Below are 15,589 nucleotides of genomic sequence, written 5' to 3'. Positions count from 1 at the left end.
GCACATTAAATATATGTAACGTTGAGAAAATATGCATAACGCTTTGGATCATCACACAGGCACTAACGCAGACTTTCCATCTCGCGAATGCGTTTGGCGCCTTCTGCTTCCAGTTGCCTGGTGACGGCGCCGATCAGCGTTTCGGCGACGACGAAAAGGGCAGCCGAAGAGTCCCATGCCGACGGCACCGCGGTTCGTCCGGCGATAACATGACGAGCAAAGCGGGCGATCGGCGACAGCCACTGGTCGGTGAACAGCACGATCTGGACGCCACGCTGATGCGCCTTTTCGGCGAAGCGGACGAGGCTGTCCTGGTAGCGCCTGATGTCGAAGATCACCAGCACGTCGCGCTTGCCCATGTCGATCAATCGGTCGCGCCACATGCTCTCCTGCCCGGCGAGGTGAAAGACATCCGGCTGGATGACAGCGAGGTGGGCGGCCATGTAGCGCGCCAGCGGATCGGTGAAGCGGCCGCCGATCAGGAAGGTCTTGCCGCGCCGGTCCGCTAGCCGGGCGGCGATGTCGGCAAGCTGCCTGTCGGACAGGTGTCTGAACGTCTCGCGCATGTTGTCGAGCGTCGCTTCCAGCATCGGCGACACCGTCCCACCACCAGGCGAGGGCGGATTGAGCGTCCTTGTCGCCGGCGATTGCAGTTGCGCCGCCAGTTCGTCCTGCAGGCTCGACTGGAATTCCGGATAGTTCTGAAAACCCAGCCGGGCGACGAAACGCAGGATCGTCGGCGAGGAGACGCCCGCCGCGGCCGAGAATTCAGCGACCGTTTTCAGGCCGATCATCGGATAGTTGGCGATCAGTGTCTGGGCCGCGCGCCGTTCGCCGGCCGGCATCGTGCCGAGGCGATCGGCGATCAGTTCGGCAATGCTGGAAATCATGTTTTCCCCACCCCTGGCCCGGCCGAAGGCCTTTTCCGAGATCGCATTTGACAAAGCCGGACAAACTGTATGAAATCATCCACAGGGACGCAATGAGGCAAAATACGTAACATACGATACAGCGCTCCCCGGGGACGGCACAGTATGGAGAAAGCACGGCCCGCCAGCCTTGCATCGTCTGATACCGTAAGGGTGACGAACCCCGGCGGATCGAGCCCTTTCGTGCTGACTTGCGATCACGCCTCGAACTTCCTGCCGGCCGAATTCGGTACGCTCGGCCTTGCCGCCGAGGACCTGTCCCGTCACATCGCCTGGGATCCCGGCGCGCTGCCGGTTGCCCGCCGCATGGCGCAGGCGCTCGACGCGACGCTGGTGGAAACTCGTATTTCTCGCCTTGTCATCGACTGCAACCGGCCACTCGACGCGCCCGACCTGGTACCGCCGGTCAGTGAGACAACGGCCATACCGGGCAATGCCGGCCTGTCGGAGAGCGAGCGGGCGGCGCGTGTTGCCCTGTCATGGCAGCCGTTCCACAACACGATTGCCGGTATCATCGACAACAGGCTGTCACAGGGTCAGCAAACCCGGCTGGTTTCGGTCCACTCCTTCACGCCGGTCTACAAGTCCATGAGCCGGCCCTGGCATATCGGCATCATCCACGACGAGGATCGCCGGCTGGCGGCGCCGCTGATATCGGCGCTGAAGCGGCTTGCCGGCGTCACCGTCGGCGTCAACGAGCCTTATTCGCCTGATGACCGCGTCTATTTCACGCTGGAACGGCATGCGCGCTCGCGCGGCCTGCCCTGCGCGATGATCGAAATCCGCAACGACGAAATCGCCGGCGAGACCGGGCAGCGGAAATGGGCGGATCTGCTCACGGGCATTTTTTCGGATCTGGAGCCAGAGGAGGCCGGATATTCCAGATCGCATTCAGTCGGAAAGTCAGTTCAATCGGCCAATTAGAACCACAGGGGAATGAAAATGGCAGGACCGGATTATACGGACGTTGACAAGAAGGAGGACCTGAAGGTTCTCCATGGCATGGGCTATGCCCAGGAACTGTCGCGAAGCATGAGCCGCTTCTCGAATTTCGCGATATCGTTCTCGATCATCTGCATCCTTTCGGGCGGCATCAACTCCTTCGCGCAAGCCACATCGTCGATCGGCGGCGCAGGTGCGGGCATCGGCTGGATCGTCGGCTGCTGCGTGTCGGGCTTCTTCGCCCTTGCCATGGCGCAGATCGCCTCGGCATTTCCGACCGCCGGCGGCCTCTATCACTGGTCGTCGATCCTCGGCAACCGCTTCACCGGCTGGCTGACGGCCTGGCTAAACCTGTTCGGCCTGATCACCGTGCTCGGCGCCATCAACATCGGCACCGCTTTCTTCTTCGTTGGAACGTTCGGAAGCTGGTTTGGCATCACCGGCACGCCGGGCGAAATCGTCGGGTTCGTCGCCTTCATCACCGTGCTGCAGGCGCTGTTCAACCATTTCGGCATCAAACTGACGGCAATGCTCACCGATGCTTCGGGCTTTCTTATCCTGGGCGCAACAGCAGTGCTGATCGTGGCCTGCCTGGTGTTCGCACCGGCAATCGACATCAGCCGGCTGTGGACGTTCACCAACTATTCAGGCGATGCGGGCGGCGGTGTTTTTCCGCAAACCGACTCCATGAGCTACCTGTTCCTGCTCTGCCTGCTTCTGCCCGTCTATACCATCACCGGCTATGACGCCTCGGCCCACACCTCCGAGGAGACCGTCAAGGCAGCACACTCCGTCCCGCGGGCGATCGTTTCGTCGGTGCTGTGGTCGTCGCTGATCGGCTGGGTGATGCTGTGCGCAATCGTTCTCGCGATCCCGGACCTGGCTGCCGGCGCCAAGCAGGGATGGAGCGTATTCTTCTCGACAATGGATGCAATCCTGCCGGTGTGGCTGAAGGAACTGCTTTATTTTGCAATCCTGATCTCGCAATTCCTCTGCGGCCTCGCCACCGTGACCTCGGCTTCGCGCATGCTGTTCGCCTTCTCTCGCGACGGCGGCATGCCTGTTGGCTCCGCGGCTCTCGCCAAGGTCAACCCGACCTGGCGCACGCCGGTCAATGCGATCTGGACGGCCGCGATCCTCGAGATCCTTTATGTGTTCCTTGCCCAGTTTATTTCGATCGGCGGCACCAACATCTACACCATCGTCGTCAATTCGACGCTGGTGTTCCTGTTCCTGTCGTTCACCATCCCGATCGCACTCGGCATGGTCGCATTCGGCACGGCCAAGTGGCCCAATCCTGGCCCGTGGAACCTGGGCGCCGGACTGTTCAAGCTCTTCTGTGCGCTGTCGATTGTCGGCATGGTGATCATCTTCTACATCGCCATCCAGCCGCCGAACGACAAGGTGCTTTACATCACCATAGGCTTCATCTTGCTGACCGCCGTGCTTTGGTTCGGTTTCGAGAATCGCCGCTTCCAGGGTCCGCCGATCGGTGACCAGATTGCCAAACGCCAGGCCGCGATCAGGGCAGCCGAGGTGGCTATCGGCGAAGCTGGCGCCTGATATCGCCCTATATGGCCATGGCCGGCCTCGCGCCGGCCATGGCTACGTTTATCCCTTTCAATCGACAAGTGCTGGAGTGCCAAAGGAATGGCCGGAAATTTCTCGTTCGATCAGTTGAAGAAAGCGGTCTCCAGCGGTGAGATCGACACCGTGCTGGCCTGCATCGTCGACATGCAGGGACGGTTGGCGGGAAAACGCTTCCTGGCGCAGTACTTCATCGATTCCGCGCATGACGAAACGCATGGCTGCAACTATCTGCTGGCGGCCGACATCGATATGGAACCGGTGCCGGGCTACAAGGCCGCGAGCTGGTCGAAGGGCTATGGCGATTTCGTCATGAAGCCGGATCTCGCCACGCTGCGGCGCATTCCCTGGCTGGAAAAGACCGCACTCGTGATCTGCGACGTGCTCGACCACCACACCCATGATGACCTGCCGCACTCGCCGCGCGCCATCCTCAAGAAGCAGGTCAAGCGGCTGAGCGAGCGCGGCTATATCGGCTATTTCGCTTCCGAGCTCGAATTCTATCTGTTCAACGAGACATACGATTCTGCCCGAAAGAAGCACTGGCAGGGTCTCGACACCGCATCGCCCTATATCGGCGACTACCAGATCGGCATCACCACCAAGGAAGAAGGCGTCATGCGCCGGCTTCGCAATGAGATGGAAGCGGCCGGCATCCCGATCGAAAATTCCAAGGGCGAGTGGGGTCCGGGCCAGGAAGAGATCAATGTGCGCTATGCCGAGGCGCTCGACATGGCCGACCGCCACGTCATCCTGAAGAACGGCGCCAAGGAAATCGCCGAGTCCGAGGGCAAGGCGATTTCGTTCATGTCCAAGTATAATTACGGGCTCGCCGGCAATTCCAGCCACATCCACAATTCGCTGTGGAGCGCCGACGGCAAGACACCGCTGTTCTTCGACAAGACGGCCGACTGGACGCTGTCGACGCTTGGCCAGCAATGGGCCGCCGGCCAGCTCAAATACGCCAAGGAATTCACCTGGTTCCTGGCGCCCTATATCAACTCCTACAAGCGCTTCCAGGCCGGCACCTTCGCGCCGACTAAGATCATGTGGAGCGAGGACAACCGTACCGCCGGCTTCCGCCTGTGCGGCGAGGGCACCAAGGGCATCCGCATGGAATGCCGCATCGGCGGCGCCGATCTGAATCCGTATCTTGCGTTCGCAGCGCTGATCGCCGCCGGCCTTGCCGGCATCCACGAAAAGCTGGAATTGCAGAAGCCGTTCGTCGGCGATGCCTATCAGGCATCTCGCCTGCCGGAGATCCCGAAGACGCTGCGCGATGCCACCGACACGCTGGCGAAGTCGAAGATGCTCAAGCAGGCGCTCGGCGAGGATGTGCTCGAACACTATGTCCACACCGCAAAGTGGGAGCAGTTCGAATACGACCGCCGCATTACAGATTGGGAACTGCACAGAGGGTTCGAGCGGTACTAGTTATCGACTGTTCGTCGGCGCCGTCGGCGCCGTCCCTTACCCTTCCTCTCCGTGTGAAGAAAACGGAGAGGAGGCGAAGACGCTGGAGCTCCATCCTTCTCCCCGTCACTATGCGGGGAGGGGTGCCGGCAGGCGGATTAGGGGCAGCGTCAGCCCACAAGACTTTGTTGTAGAATGCGAGGACTTCCAAAATGACCGAAACGGTCAAACTCATATCCCCCATCGATGGCTCGATCTATGCCGAGCGGCCGATCGCGACCGACCAAGCGATCAACGCCGCGGTCGAGCGTGCCAAGGCGGCGCAGGAGAAGTGGGCTGAGACGCCGATCGTCGAGCGCGGCAAGTTTATGCTGGCCATGCTGGAAGCGCTGGTCGCGATGACCGACGAGATCGTGCCGGAGATCGCCTGGCAGATGGGGCGCCCGGTGCGTTATGGCGGCGAGTTCGGTGGTGTCAAGGAGCGCACCACCTACATGGTCGAGATCGCCGAGGCGGCGCTCAAGGCGGTGCCGGCCTCCAACCCGAAGGACGGCTTCCGTCGCTATGTGAAGAAGGATCCGCTTGGCGTGGTCATGGTGATCGCGCCGTGGAACTATCCCTACCTCACCGCCGTCAACACCATCGTGCCGGCGCTGATGGCCGGCAACACCGTGGTCCTCAAGCATGCGGCGCAGACGCTGCTGGTCGGCGAGCGCTTTCAGCAGGCTTTCGACAAAGCGGGCCTGCCCAAGGGCGTATTCCAGAATGTCGTGCTCAACCATGCCCAGACCGAGAAACTGCTCGGCTCGGGCAAGATCGACCATGTCAATTTCACCGGTTCGGTCGGCGGCGGCCGTGCCATCGAAAAGGCCGCGGCCGGGACCTTCATGACGCTCGGCCTCGAACTTGGCGGCAAGGATCCGGCCTATGTGCTGCCCGACGCCAAGATGGACCATGCGGTCGCCAATCTGGTCGACGGCGCCTTCTACAATTCCGGCCAGTGCTGCTGCGGCATCGAACGTGTCTACGTGCACGAGAAGGTCTATGACGAATTCGTCGAAGGCTTCATCGCCGAGACCAAGAACTATGTCGTCGGCAACCCGCTCGACCAGGCGACGACGATGGGACCGATGGCGCAGGCGCGCTTCGCCGACCTGATCCGCGAACAGAAGGCCGAAGCGCTGCGCAAGGGTGCCAAGGCGCACATCAATATGAAGGTGGCTAACGACAAGGCGGGTTCGCCCTATCTGGCGCCGGAAGTGCTGACAGAAGTCGACCATCAGATGAGCGTCATGCGTGAGGAAAGCTTTGGCCCGATCGTCGGCATCATGAAGGTGCGCAACGACGAAGAGGCGATCGCGCTGATGAACGACAGCCCCTACGGGCTGACCGCTTCGATCTGGACGCGCGATACCGAGCATGCGGTGGCGATCGGCAACCGCGTCGAAACCGGCACGGTGTTCATGAACCGCTGCGACTATCTTGACCCGGCCTTGGTCTGGACCGGCGTCAAGGACACCGGCAAGGGTGCGGGCTTGTCGGCCATCGGCTACGATAATCTGACCCGGCCGAAATCTTTCCATCTGCGCGAAGCCATCTGATTTATTGAAAGACAAAAATGTCCAAGCTGATCTCCAAATGGAACTATCCCACCACCGTCCGCTTCGGCGCCGGTCGCATCAAGGAATTGCCCGAGGTATTGACGGCCACCGGCATCAAGCGGCCGTTGTTCGTCACCGATCCGGGCCTGGCGAAACTGCCGGTCGTCGCCTCGACCTTGAAGATCCTCGACGATGCGAAGGTCCCTTACGGCGTTTTCTCCGAGGTCAGGCCGAACCCGGTCGAATCCAACCTGACCGCCGGCATCGCCGTGTTCAAGAAGGGCAAGCATGACGGCGTCATCGCCTTCGGCGGCGGCTCGGCGCTCGATCTTGGCAAGCTGATCGCCTTCCAGGCCGGGCAGACGCGGCCGGTGTGGGATTTCGAGGATGTCGACGACTGGTGGACGCGCGCCAACTCGGATGCCATCGCGCCGATCATCGCCGTGCCGACCACCGCCGGGACCGGATCGGAGGTTGGCCGCGCCGGCGTCATCACCAATGAGGCCACGCACACCAAGAAGGTCATCTTCCATCCCAAATTGTTGCCGGCTATCGTCATTGCCGATCCGGAGCTTTCGGTCGGCATGCCGGGCTTCATCACCGCCGGTACCGGCATGGATGCGCTGGCCCATTGCCTCGAAGCCTATTGCGCGCCCGGCTACCATCCGATGGCCGACGGCATTGCTGTCGAAGGTGTCCGGCTGGTCTTCGAGAACCTGCCCAAGGCCTATGCCAACGGCAGGGATCTCGTTGCGCGCGCCCATATGATGAGCGCCGCTGCCATGGGCGCCACCGCCTTCCAGAAAGGGCTCGGTGCCATCCATTCGCTTTCGCACCCTGTCGGCGCGCTCTACGACACCCATCACGGTATGACCAACGCGGTGTTCATGCCCTATGTTCTGGCCTTCAACCGGGACTCCATCGAGGAGCGTATTGGCCGGCTCGCCGCCTATTGCGGCATCAAGGGCGGCTTCGACGGCTTCGCCAAAGCCATCATCAAGCTTCGCAAGGAACTGAAGGTGCCGCATGCACTGCCCGGCCTTATCAAGGGGCTCGACATGGACAAGAAGCGCAAGGCGCTGATCGCCGACATGGCGGTGGTCGATCCGACTGCCGGCGGCAACCCGGTCAAGCTGACTAAAAAGGCGGCGCTGACGTTGCTCGAAAACGCCATCGCCGGCACGGTCTGAGGCGTTTTCCGCACGCAAAGTGATCTGAAAAGGGGCTATGAAAACAAAGGGGGAGGATGACGGGCAAGGCAAAAACTAGTTAGCCGGAAAAAGAATCCCGAAGCGATTGCTACATCAGGTTAAAAAGAGTTTACTTTTTCGCACTGCGAGCAGCCGCTTTCACAAAGCTTTCATCTGGCTGTCACATGAAAACGATACCGCATCGCAGGCGTCCAACGGCGTCAGTTCAACGGAGAGAACACATGTTCAAATTCACGGGGAAAGTGCTTTCCCTTTCGGCCGCGACCCTGATGGTGTCGTCGGTGATTTCGTCCGCGGATTCGATGGACGATCTCGTCAAGGCCGCCAAGGCGGAAGGCCAGCTCACCACCATCGCGCTGCCGCATGACTGGTGCGGTTACGGCGACGTCATCGCCGGCTTCAAGGCGAAGTATCCGGAAATCACCGTCAACGAACTCAATCCCGATGCCGGTTCCGGCGACGAGATCGAGGCGATCAAGGCCAACAAGGACAACAAGGGCCCGCAGGCGCCTGACGTCATCGACGTCGGCCTGTCCTTCGGTCCGACCGCCAAGGCCGATGGCCTGATCCAGCCCTACAAGGTGTCTACCTGGGACTCGATCCCCGACAGCGCCAAGGATGCCGAAGGCTTCTGGACCGGCGACTATTACGGCGTGCTTTCCTTCCAGGTGAACAAGGACCTCGTCAAGGAAGCTCCGGCCGACTGGGCCGACCTGCTGAAGCCGGAATTCGCCAACTCGGTAGCCCTTGCCGGTGATCCGCGTGCCTCGAACCAGGCGATCCAGGCGGTTTATGCCGCCGGCCTGTCGTCAGGCGCCGCCGCCGGTGAAGCTGCCGGCACCGCGGGCCTCGACTTCTTCAAGAAGCTCAATGCCGCCGGCAATTTCGTGCCGGTCATCGGCAAGGCTGCGACGCTCGCCCAGGGCCAGACCCCGATCCTCGTCACCTGGGACTACAACGCGCTCGCCGGCCGCGACACGCTGAAGGGCAATCCGCCCGTCGACGTCGTCGTGCCGAAGACCGGTGTTGTCGCCGGTGTCTATGTGCAGGCGATCAGCGCCTACGCGCCGCATCCGAATGCAGCCAAGCTCTGGCTCGAATACCTCTACTCGGACGAAGGCCAGATCGGCTGGCTGAAAGGCTATTGCCACCCGATCCGCTTCAACGATCTCGCCAAGAACGGCAAGATCCCGGCTGAGGTGCTAGCCAAGCTGCCGCCGGCCGAAGCCTATGCGTCCGCCGTGTTCCCGACACTCGACGAGCAGGGCAAGTCCAAGGAAGCCATCACCAAGAACTGGGATGCCGTCGTCGGCGCCAACGTCAAGTAATTCACACCATGCCGGGCGGCCTCGCGGCCGCCCGGTCCTTCTCTCGAAGACGGTAGCCGGCGCATGACCGATATCTCATTGTCCGACCACGCTGTTACCGGGAAGACCGCGCCTCCCGCCGAAGCACGCAGCATGCGGCTGCCGACCCAGTGGCTTGGCGTTGCACCGTTCTTCATCTTCGCCATCATGTTCCTCATCCTGCCCACGCTCTATCTGATGCTGGGTGCATTCCAGAACGATGCCGGCGAATTCACTCTCGAAAACATCGCAGCGCTGGCGCAACCGTCCATCGTTGCCGCCTACTGGATTTCTATCAAGATCAGTCTTGCTTCATCGCTGATTGGCGCATTCGCGGGCCTGGCGATTGCCATTGCCATCGTGCGTGGTGGCCTGCCGGACTGGATACGTTCGGCGACACTGACGTTTTCCGGCGTGGCCTCCAATTTTGCCGGCGTGCCGCTGGCCTTTGCCTTCCTCGCCACGCTCGGCCGCCTCGGCCTTGCGACGGTGATCCTAAACACCGTGTTCGGCCTTAACATCTACGCGCATGGCTTCAACATCCTGTCATTCTGGGGCCTGACACTGACCTATGTCTATTTCCAGATACCGCTGATGGTGGTGATCATCGTGCCAGCCATCGACGGGCTGAAGAAGGAATGGGGCGAGGCAGCCGCGACGCTGGGCGCGACCATGTCCCAGTACTGGCGCATGGTGGTCATTCCGGTGATCTGGCCGAGTTTCCTCGGCACCGTGATCCTGTTGTTCGCCAACGCCTTCGGCGCCATCGCCACCGCCTATGCGCTGACCGGCTCGTCGCTCAACATCGTGCCGATCCTGCTCTATGCCCAGATCCGTGGAGATGTGCTGCACAATGCCCATCTCGGCTATGCCATCGCCTTCGGTATGATCGTCATCACCGGTCTTGCCAATGTGTTCTACATCTGGTTCCGGACCCGTTCCGAGAGGTGGCTGAAATGAAGTCGGGAAAGTTCTGGGCCTGGCTCGTCTTCGCTCTTGGCGCGGCCTACTTTTTCATCCCGCTGATCGCGACCGTGGAGTTCTCGATGCGCATGCGGCGCGGGGAGTACTCCTTCGACGCGTACAAGGTCGTGTTGGGCGACGCCCGTTTCCAGGCCACCTTCGGCTATTCGGTACTGGCCGCCGTTTTCACCATCATTCTCGGTGTGCTGATCGTGGTGCCCGCCGCTTATTGGATCCGGCTTCGGCTGCCGCAATTGCGGCCGATCGTCGAGTTCATTACCCTGCTGCCGCTGGTTATCCCAGCCATCGTCATCGTCTTCGGCTACATCAGAATGTACGGGTCGAATTCGCCGCTGCCGTTTCTGGCGACCGATACAGGCACCAATGCCTTGTTGGTCATCGGCTATGCGACACTGGCGCTGCCCTATATGTATCGCGCCGTCGACACCGGGCTTCGCACAATCGACGTACGCACCTTGACGGAAGCGGCACAGATCCTTGGGGCTGGCTGGGGCACCATCATCACCCGTGTCATCCTGCCCAACGTGCTGATCGCGGTGCTCTCGGGCGCCTTCCTCACCTTCGCCATCGTCATCGGCGAATTCACCATGGCCAGCCTGCTCAACCGGCCTGCCTTCGGCCCTTATCTGCAGAATATTGGTGCCAACCGCGCCTATGAGCCGGCGGCACTTGCCATCATCGCCTTCGCCATCACCTGGGGCTGCATGTCGTTGATCCAGATCCTGTCCCGCTTCGCGCCGAGATCGGCGAACCGTCCGAACTGAAAGTCAAAGCCATGGCCGACCCGTTCCTCTCCATCCAGCACGTTCGCAAATCCTTCGGCGCCACCACAGTGGTGGAGGATTTCAATCTCGACGTCGAGCGCGGCGAATTCGTCTCCTTCCTGGGTCCGTCCGGTTGCGGCAAGACCACCGTCCTGCGCATGGTCGCCGGTTTCGAGGAGCCGAGCGCGGGCACGATCGTCGTCGGCGGCAAGGACATTACGCGGCTGAAGCCCAACCAGCGCAATGTCGGCATGGTGTTCCAGGCCTATGCGCTGTTCCCGAACCTGACCGTGGCGCAGAACATCGGCTTCGGCCTGAAGGTCGCCGGCATGCCAAGGGCGGACATCGATGCTCGTGTCGCCGAGATGCTCGGCATCATCAAGCTGCCGCAGATGGCGGATCGCTATCCCTACCAGCTCTCGGGCGGCCAGCAGCAGCGCATCGCATTGGCCCGCGCCATCGCCCCGAAGCCGAAGCTGTTGCTGCTCGACGAGCCGCTGTCGGCGCTCGACGCCAAGGTGCGCGTGTCGCTGCGCGAGGAAATCCGCTCGATCCAGAAGAAGCTCGGCATCACCACCATCTTCGTCACGCACGACCAGGAAGAGGCGCTGTCGATCTCGGACCGCATCGCCGTGATGTATGGCGGCAAGGCCGAGCAGGTCGGCACGCCGTTCGAGATCTACAACCGCCCGGCGACCAAGTTTGTCGCCAATTTCGTCGGCACGCTGAACGTGCTCGAAGGCACCGTCACCGATGCGGCTGCAGGCACGGTGCGGGTCAATTCCGAACAGGTCTCGCTCAAGGGCAAGCTCAACGGTTCCAAGTCAGGCGACACGCTGTCGCTGGCGTTGCGACCTGAGGCAATCTCGCTCGGACGACAGCCCGGCCGCGATTCCAGCCTTTCGGGAGAGATATCCGAGGTGCATTTCCTCGGCTCGGTCATCCGGGTTCGTGTCGGCATCGGCGGCAACACGGTCTCGCTCGACACCTTCAACAGCCCGGCGACACCGCCCCCCGCAGTCGGTGAAAAGGCCGAGATCTCGTTCTCGTCGAGCGATATGCTGGTGCTTCACTAGGCTGATGCGCTTGTTCAAAATGAATGGCTGCATCCCGGTCTGCGAAGACGGGAGGATGCTTCCGTCCGCGTGGCATGGGCTGCAATGCAGGGTTTAAGCGAGCCCTCTATCGGTGATTTCGATGTCGGTGCGGTCGGCGCATTTGTCGAATTGGCAGGGCATCGGCGGAAGGCGAGGCATATTCCCCTCGGCTCAAGCTTGCTGGCCAATCAACAGTTTCCAGCCGCTTTGCCACTGCCAGCGTCTCGGCTTCCCGGCTATAACAGGCCATGGCGCTTTTCGAACTGACACTCGTTCTGCTGTTGATCGCTGTTGCGCTGACGGCGCTGTCGCGGCGCGTGCAGGTTCCCTATCCCTCTTTGCTGGCGCTGGCAGGGGTGGCCATCGCCTTCGTGCCTGGCGTGCCGACCATAGAAATCGATCCGGAACTGGCGCTAGCCCTGTTCATCGCGCCGGTGCTGCTCGATGCCGCCTATGATACCTCGCTGCGCGATCTCAACCGCTACAGGGTGCCGCTTGTGCTGCTGGCGCTTGGCGCCGTCCTTTTCACGACAGCGACGGTTGCGCTGGCCGGCTGGGCGATGGCAGGCCTGCCGATCGCCGCAGCCATAGCGCTTGGCGCCATCGTGGCGCCGCCCGATGCGGTTGCGGCATCGGCCGTGCTTGGCCAGTTCAAGGTGCCGCACCGCATCACTGCCATTCTGCAGGGCGAGAGCCTGCTCAACGACGCCACCGCGTTGCTGATTTACCGGATGGCGATTTCGGCGGCAGCAGGTTCCATTCTGCTGAGCAGCGCCGTTCCGATGATCCTGCTGTCCACGCTCGGCAGTCTTGCGGCCGGCTACCTGCTTGGCCGGGTGTCTCTGATAACGCTGGGCCGGATCGAGGACCCGGCGAGCGGCACCGTGGTGCAATTTGCCGGCACATTCGGGGTCTGGATCCTGGCCGACAGGATCGGACTGTCGGCCATCATCACCATAGTCGTCTATGCCATGACGATCGCCCGCACCGCGCCGCGCCGCATGCCGGCCAGAAACCGCATCAGCTCTTATTCGGTCTGGGAAACGGCGGTGTTCGTGCTCAATGTCCTGGCTTTCGTGCTGATGGGCCTGCAGGCACGTACGATCGTCGGCCGGCTTGCCGGGCAGGGGCAGACCGATGCGTTCGTCCTGGCCGGGACAGTGCTTGCCATCGTCATCGTCTCACGCCTCATCTGGGTGCTGGGGTGCGGCGCGATCATCAGGTGGTTTGACCGTTCCGGCGGAGCTGATCGTCAGCGTGACGCTCCGTCGTTTCGGGGCGGCGTGCTGATCGGCTGGTGCGGGATGCGCGGTTTGGTGACGCTTGCGGCGGCATTCGCCCTGCCGGCTGAATTCCCGGCCCGCGACCCGATCGTGCTCGCTGCCTTCACGGTCGTGCTCGGCACGCTGGTGCTGCAAGGCATGAGCCTGAAGCCGCTGCTGCGCCTGCTAAATCTCGACCCTGACGAAACGGTCGACCGCGAGGTTGCGCAGGCACGCGTCGTGGTCATGCAGGCCGCGCTCGACATATTGGGCGGCAAGACATCGGACGCGGCGGCCGCGGTGCGCGAGCAATATGCCGCTCAACGCAAGATCGCCAAAAATCCCGACGATGCCCAGGCAGCGACCGAATATGACCGCTTGCGTCTTTATGCGATCAAGAGCCAGCGCGACGCGCTGGAGGAATTGCGCCGCAACGGGACGATTGGCGACGAAGCCTATCATCGCCTTGAGGAAGAGATCGACTGGACCGAACTGGCGGCGTCGCCACCCGGCCGGTTCCAGCCGCTGAATACATAAGGCATCGCACGCCGTTTTCCGGCGCACGGAAGATACCGAAGTGCTTCGGGATCGGTGCATGATCCCGGTGAAGCAAGGCTGGTCCAAGCCACGTCCATTCTCCTGCACATTGCAACCGTGGCATCGAACCGCTACTGCCAACACGAAATTGAGCCGGATAAGCAATGAAGCTGGTCAGCTACAACATCCAGTACGGGTTCGGCGGCGACGGCCGCTACGATCTTTCGCGCGCCGCGCGCATCGTTGCCGGCGCCGACATCATTGCGCTTCAAGAGGTGGAGCGGAATTGGCAGCGCAGCAATTTCGATGATCAGCCGGAGCTGCTTTCCCGTCTGCTGCCCGAACATCACTGGGTTTACGGCCCGGCCTTCGACATGGATGCCAGCGAAAGGCGCGACGGCCGTCTGGTCAATCGGCGCCGCCAGTTCGGCACCATGGTGCTGTCGAAACTGCCGATCGTCTGGTCGCGGCTGCATGCGCTGCCGATGCGCCGCACGCAGCGGCCGCTCAACACCCGCAACGCCGCGCTTGAATGCATGATCCGCACGCCGGCAGGGCCGGTGCGGGTGTTGTCGCTGCATCTCGCCCACATCGCGGCCGAGGAGCGGCTGGAGCAGATCGACTATCTCTTGGCCGAGCATCGCCGGGCACCGTCCGATGGCGGGCCGTGGAGCGGCGTCGACGACGAGCCCACGCGCAACTGGACCAGCGGCGAAGCGGAACCGGAAAACCCGCTGGCGGCGATCTGGATGGGTGATTTCAACATGGAGCCGGGCAGCGCCGAATATCGCCGCATCGTCGGCAGCACGCCCTACCATCGGGGTGCCGCCTATCTTGATGGTTTCGTCGATGCCGCCGCCGTTGCCGGGGAGCCGGTTCCGGACTTCCACACCCATGTGAAGACCATCGACGGCAAGCTGGCAAAGCGCCGGCTCGACCATTGTTTCGTCGGCGGCGTGTTCGCCGGGCGGGTGCGTTCGATCAGTGCCGACATCGGCGAGGTTGCGTCGGATCATTTTCCGCTACGGGTCGACATCGACCTGGAAACGCCCGGAATTGCCACATGACGCTTTTCGTCTTCTTCGCAGTGCTTGCCGCCGCCGCCATGCACGCGATCTGGAACGCGCTGGTCAAGGTCCATCTCGACCGCTTCCTGTCGATCACGCTGATGACGCTCGGCATGGGCGCTGCGGCCCTCGTGGTGCTGCCTTTCGTCGAAGTGCCGAAGGCGGAAGTGTGGCCCTACATCATCGCCTCGGTCATTTTCCACATGGGCTACCGGACGTTCCTGATCGGCGCCTACAAGGCCGGCGATTTCGCACAGACCTATCCGCTGGCGCGGGGCACAGCACCTCTGCTCTCGGCCTTTGGAGGCATGTTCGTCGTTGCCGAAATCCCCGGCCCGTTCGCCATGCTCGGCATCTTCCTGTTGTCGGCCGGCACGCTGGTGATGTCGTTTCGCGGCGGCGCGCATCTGGAGAAGCTCAATCTGCGCGCGGTCGGCTTCGCGCTGGGCACCTCTATCTTCATCGCCAGCTACACGCTGTCCGACGGTAGCGGCGCGCGGCTGGCGGCAACCGCGCAGAGCTATGCAGCCTGGCTGTTTATCTGCGATGCTTTTGGCGCCTTGGTGCTGTGCCTCATCTTCCGCGGGCCGAAGGCGCTGCCGGTGCTGGCGCGCGACTGGAAGGCAGGGCTGTTCACCGGCGTGCTCAGCGGTGCCGCCTACTGGATCGTCATGTGGGCGATGACCAAGGCGCCGATCGCTTCGGTGGCATCGCTGCGTGAAACCTCGATCCTGTTTGCCATGATGATCTCGGTCTTCGCTCTCGGCGAAAAAATGACCGGCTGGCGCGGTGCTGCCGCGCTCAGCATCGTGGCCGGCGTCGTCGCGCTGAGGCTTGGTTAGGCGCCGC

The 15,589-nt window shown here is 62.2% G+C and carries 13 protein-coding genes; 12 read left to right on the top strand and 1 reads right to left on the bottom strand.

Annotation, left to right across the window (positions count from 1 at the left end; all coding sequences use genetic code 11):
- Positions 1-62 precede the first annotated feature (62 nt).
- Positions 63-890 carry a MurR/RpiR family transcriptional regulator gene (locus X735_RS157325; protein WP_023810105.1) on the bottom strand — a complete coding sequence of 276 codons (828 nt, stop codon included), beginning with the start codon at positions 888-890 and terminating at the stop codon, positions 63-65.
- Positions 891-1,034: 144 nt separating this feature from the next.
- Between X735_RS157325 and X735_RS157330 the strand changes: the two genes are divergently transcribed.
- From X735_RS157330 to X735_RS157385, 12 genes are all read left to right on the top strand, one after another.
- Positions 1,035-1,853: an N-formylglutamate amidohydrolase gene (locus X735_RS157330; RefSeq protein WP_023810104.1), complete on the top strand. Its 819-nt coding sequence runs from the start codon at positions 1,035-1,037 to the stop codon at positions 1,851-1,853.
- 18 nt (positions 1,854-1,871) lie between these two features.
- Positions 1,872-3,434, top strand: coding sequence for an amino acid permease (locus X735_RS157335; RefSeq protein ID WP_023810103.1), 1,563 nt, complete (start codon positions 1,872-1,874; stop codon positions 3,432-3,434).
- Positions 3,435-3,521: 87 nt separating this feature from the next.
- On the top strand, positions 3,522-4,892 hold the full coding sequence (locus tag X735_RS157340; protein WP_023810102.1) for a glutamine synthetase family protein: 1,371 nt from the start codon (positions 3,522-3,524) through the stop codon (positions 4,890-4,892).
- 191 nt (positions 4,893-5,083) lie between these two features.
- Positions 5,084-6,472, top strand: a complete 1,389-nt coding sequence (locus X735_RS157345; protein ID WP_023810101.1) for an aldehyde dehydrogenase family protein — start codon at positions 5,084-5,086, stop codon at positions 6,470-6,472.
- 17 nt (positions 6,473-6,489) lie between these two features.
- On the top strand, positions 6,490-7,662 hold the full coding sequence (locus X735_RS157350; RefSeq protein WP_023810100.1) for an iron-containing alcohol dehydrogenase: 1,173 nt from the start codon (positions 6,490-6,492) through the stop codon (positions 7,660-7,662).
- 242 nt (positions 7,663-7,904) lie between these two features.
- Positions 7,905-9,011, top strand: a complete 1,107-nt coding sequence (locus tag X735_RS157355) for an ABC transporter substrate-binding protein (protein WP_023810099.1) — start codon at positions 7,905-7,907, stop codon at positions 9,009-9,011.
- A gap of 63 nt (positions 9,012-9,074) precedes the next feature.
- Entirely contained in the window at positions 9,075-9,989 is a 915-nt protein-coding gene (locus X735_RS157360) for an ABC transporter permease subunit (protein WP_023810098.1), read from the top strand.
- Positions 9,986-10,777 (top strand): ABC transporter permease, encoded by a 792-nt coding sequence (locus X735_RS157365; protein ID WP_023759707.1) that lies wholly within the window; start codon positions 9,986-9,988, stop codon positions 10,775-10,777. The genes X735_RS157360 and X735_RS157365 overlap by 4 nt, the downstream gene beginning before the upstream one ends.
- A gap of 11 nt (positions 10,778-10,788) precedes the next feature.
- Complete coding sequence (locus tag X735_RS157370; protein WP_023810097.1) at positions 10,789-11,853, top strand: ABC transporter ATP-binding protein; 1,065 nt, start codon at positions 10,789-10,791, stop codon at positions 11,851-11,853.
- A 269-nt stretch (positions 11,854-12,122) separates the two neighbouring features.
- A complete protein-coding gene (locus X735_RS157375; RefSeq protein WP_023810096.1) occupies positions 12,123-13,673 on the top strand; it encodes a sodium:proton antiporter in 1,551 nt (516 codons plus the stop codon).
- 164 nt (positions 13,674-13,837) lie between these two features.
- On the top strand, positions 13,838-14,740 hold the full coding sequence (locus X735_RS157380) for an endonuclease/exonuclease/phosphatase family protein (RefSeq protein ID WP_023810095.1): 903 nt from the start codon (positions 13,838-13,840) through the stop codon (positions 14,738-14,740).
- A complete protein-coding gene (locus X735_RS157385) occupies positions 14,737-15,582 on the top strand; it encodes an EamA family transporter (protein WP_013529691.1) in 846 nt (281 codons plus the stop codon). The genes X735_RS157380 and X735_RS157385 overlap by 4 nt, the downstream gene beginning before the upstream one ends.
- Positions 15,583-15,589: the final 7 nt, after the last annotated feature.

The organism is Mesorhizobium sp. L2C084A000 (genome assembly GCF_000502875.1).
GTDB lineage: Bacteria > Pseudomonadota > Alphaproteobacteria > Rhizobiales > Rhizobiaceae > Mesorhizobium.
This window is presented reverse-complemented; position numbering and strand designations above follow the sequence as displayed.

What these genes read in the sequence shown, in the direction of transcription:
- X735_RS157385 (WP_013529691.1), top strand. Translation starts at nt 14,737, where the DNA reads ATGACGCTTTTCGTCTTCTTCGCAGTGCTTGCCGCCGCCGCCATGCAC.
- X735_RS157335 (WP_023810103.1), top strand. Translation starts at nt 1,872, where the DNA reads ATGGCAGGACCGGATTATACGGACGTTGACAAGAAGGAGGACCTGAAG.
- X735_RS157370 (WP_023810097.1), top strand. Translation starts at nt 10,789, where the DNA reads ATGGCCGACCCGTTCCTCTCCATCCAGCACGTTCGCAAATCCTTCGGC.
- X735_RS157365 (WP_023759707.1), top strand. Translation starts at nt 9,986, where the DNA reads ATGAAGTCGGGAAAGTTCTGGGCCTGGCTCGTCTTCGCTCTTGGCGCG.
- X735_RS157375 (WP_023810096.1), top strand. Translation starts at nt 12,123, where the DNA reads ATGGCGCTTTTCGAACTGACACTCGTTCTGCTGTTGATCGCTGTTGCG.
- X735_RS157350 (WP_023810100.1), top strand. Translation starts at nt 6,490, where the DNA reads ATGTCCAAGCTGATCTCCAAATGGAACTATCCCACCACCGTCCGCTTC.
- X735_RS157340 (WP_023810102.1), top strand. Translation starts at nt 3,522, where the DNA reads ATGGCCGGAAATTTCTCGTTCGATCAGTTGAAGAAAGCGGTCTCCAGC.
- X735_RS157355 (WP_023810099.1), top strand. Translation starts at nt 7,905, where the DNA reads ATGTTCAAATTCACGGGGAAAGTGCTTTCCCTTTCGGCCGCGACCCTG.
- X735_RS157380 (WP_023810095.1), top strand. Translation starts at nt 13,838, where the DNA reads ATGAAGCTGGTCAGCTACAACATCCAGTACGGGTTCGGCGGCGACGGC.
- X735_RS157345 (WP_023810101.1), top strand. Translation starts at nt 5,084, where the DNA reads ATGACCGAAACGGTCAAACTCATATCCCCCATCGATGGCTCGATCTAT.
- X735_RS157330 (WP_023810104.1), top strand. Translation starts at nt 1,035, where the DNA reads ATGGAGAAAGCACGGCCCGCCAGCCTTGCATCGTCTGATACCGTAAGG.
- X735_RS157360 (WP_023810098.1), top strand. Translation starts at nt 9,075, where the DNA reads ATGACCGATATCTCATTGTCCGACCACGCTGTTACCGGGAAGACCGCG.
- X735_RS157325 (WP_023810105.1), bottom strand. Translation starts at nt 890, where the DNA reads ATGATTTCCAGCATTGCCGAACTGATCGCCGATCGCCTCGGCACGATG.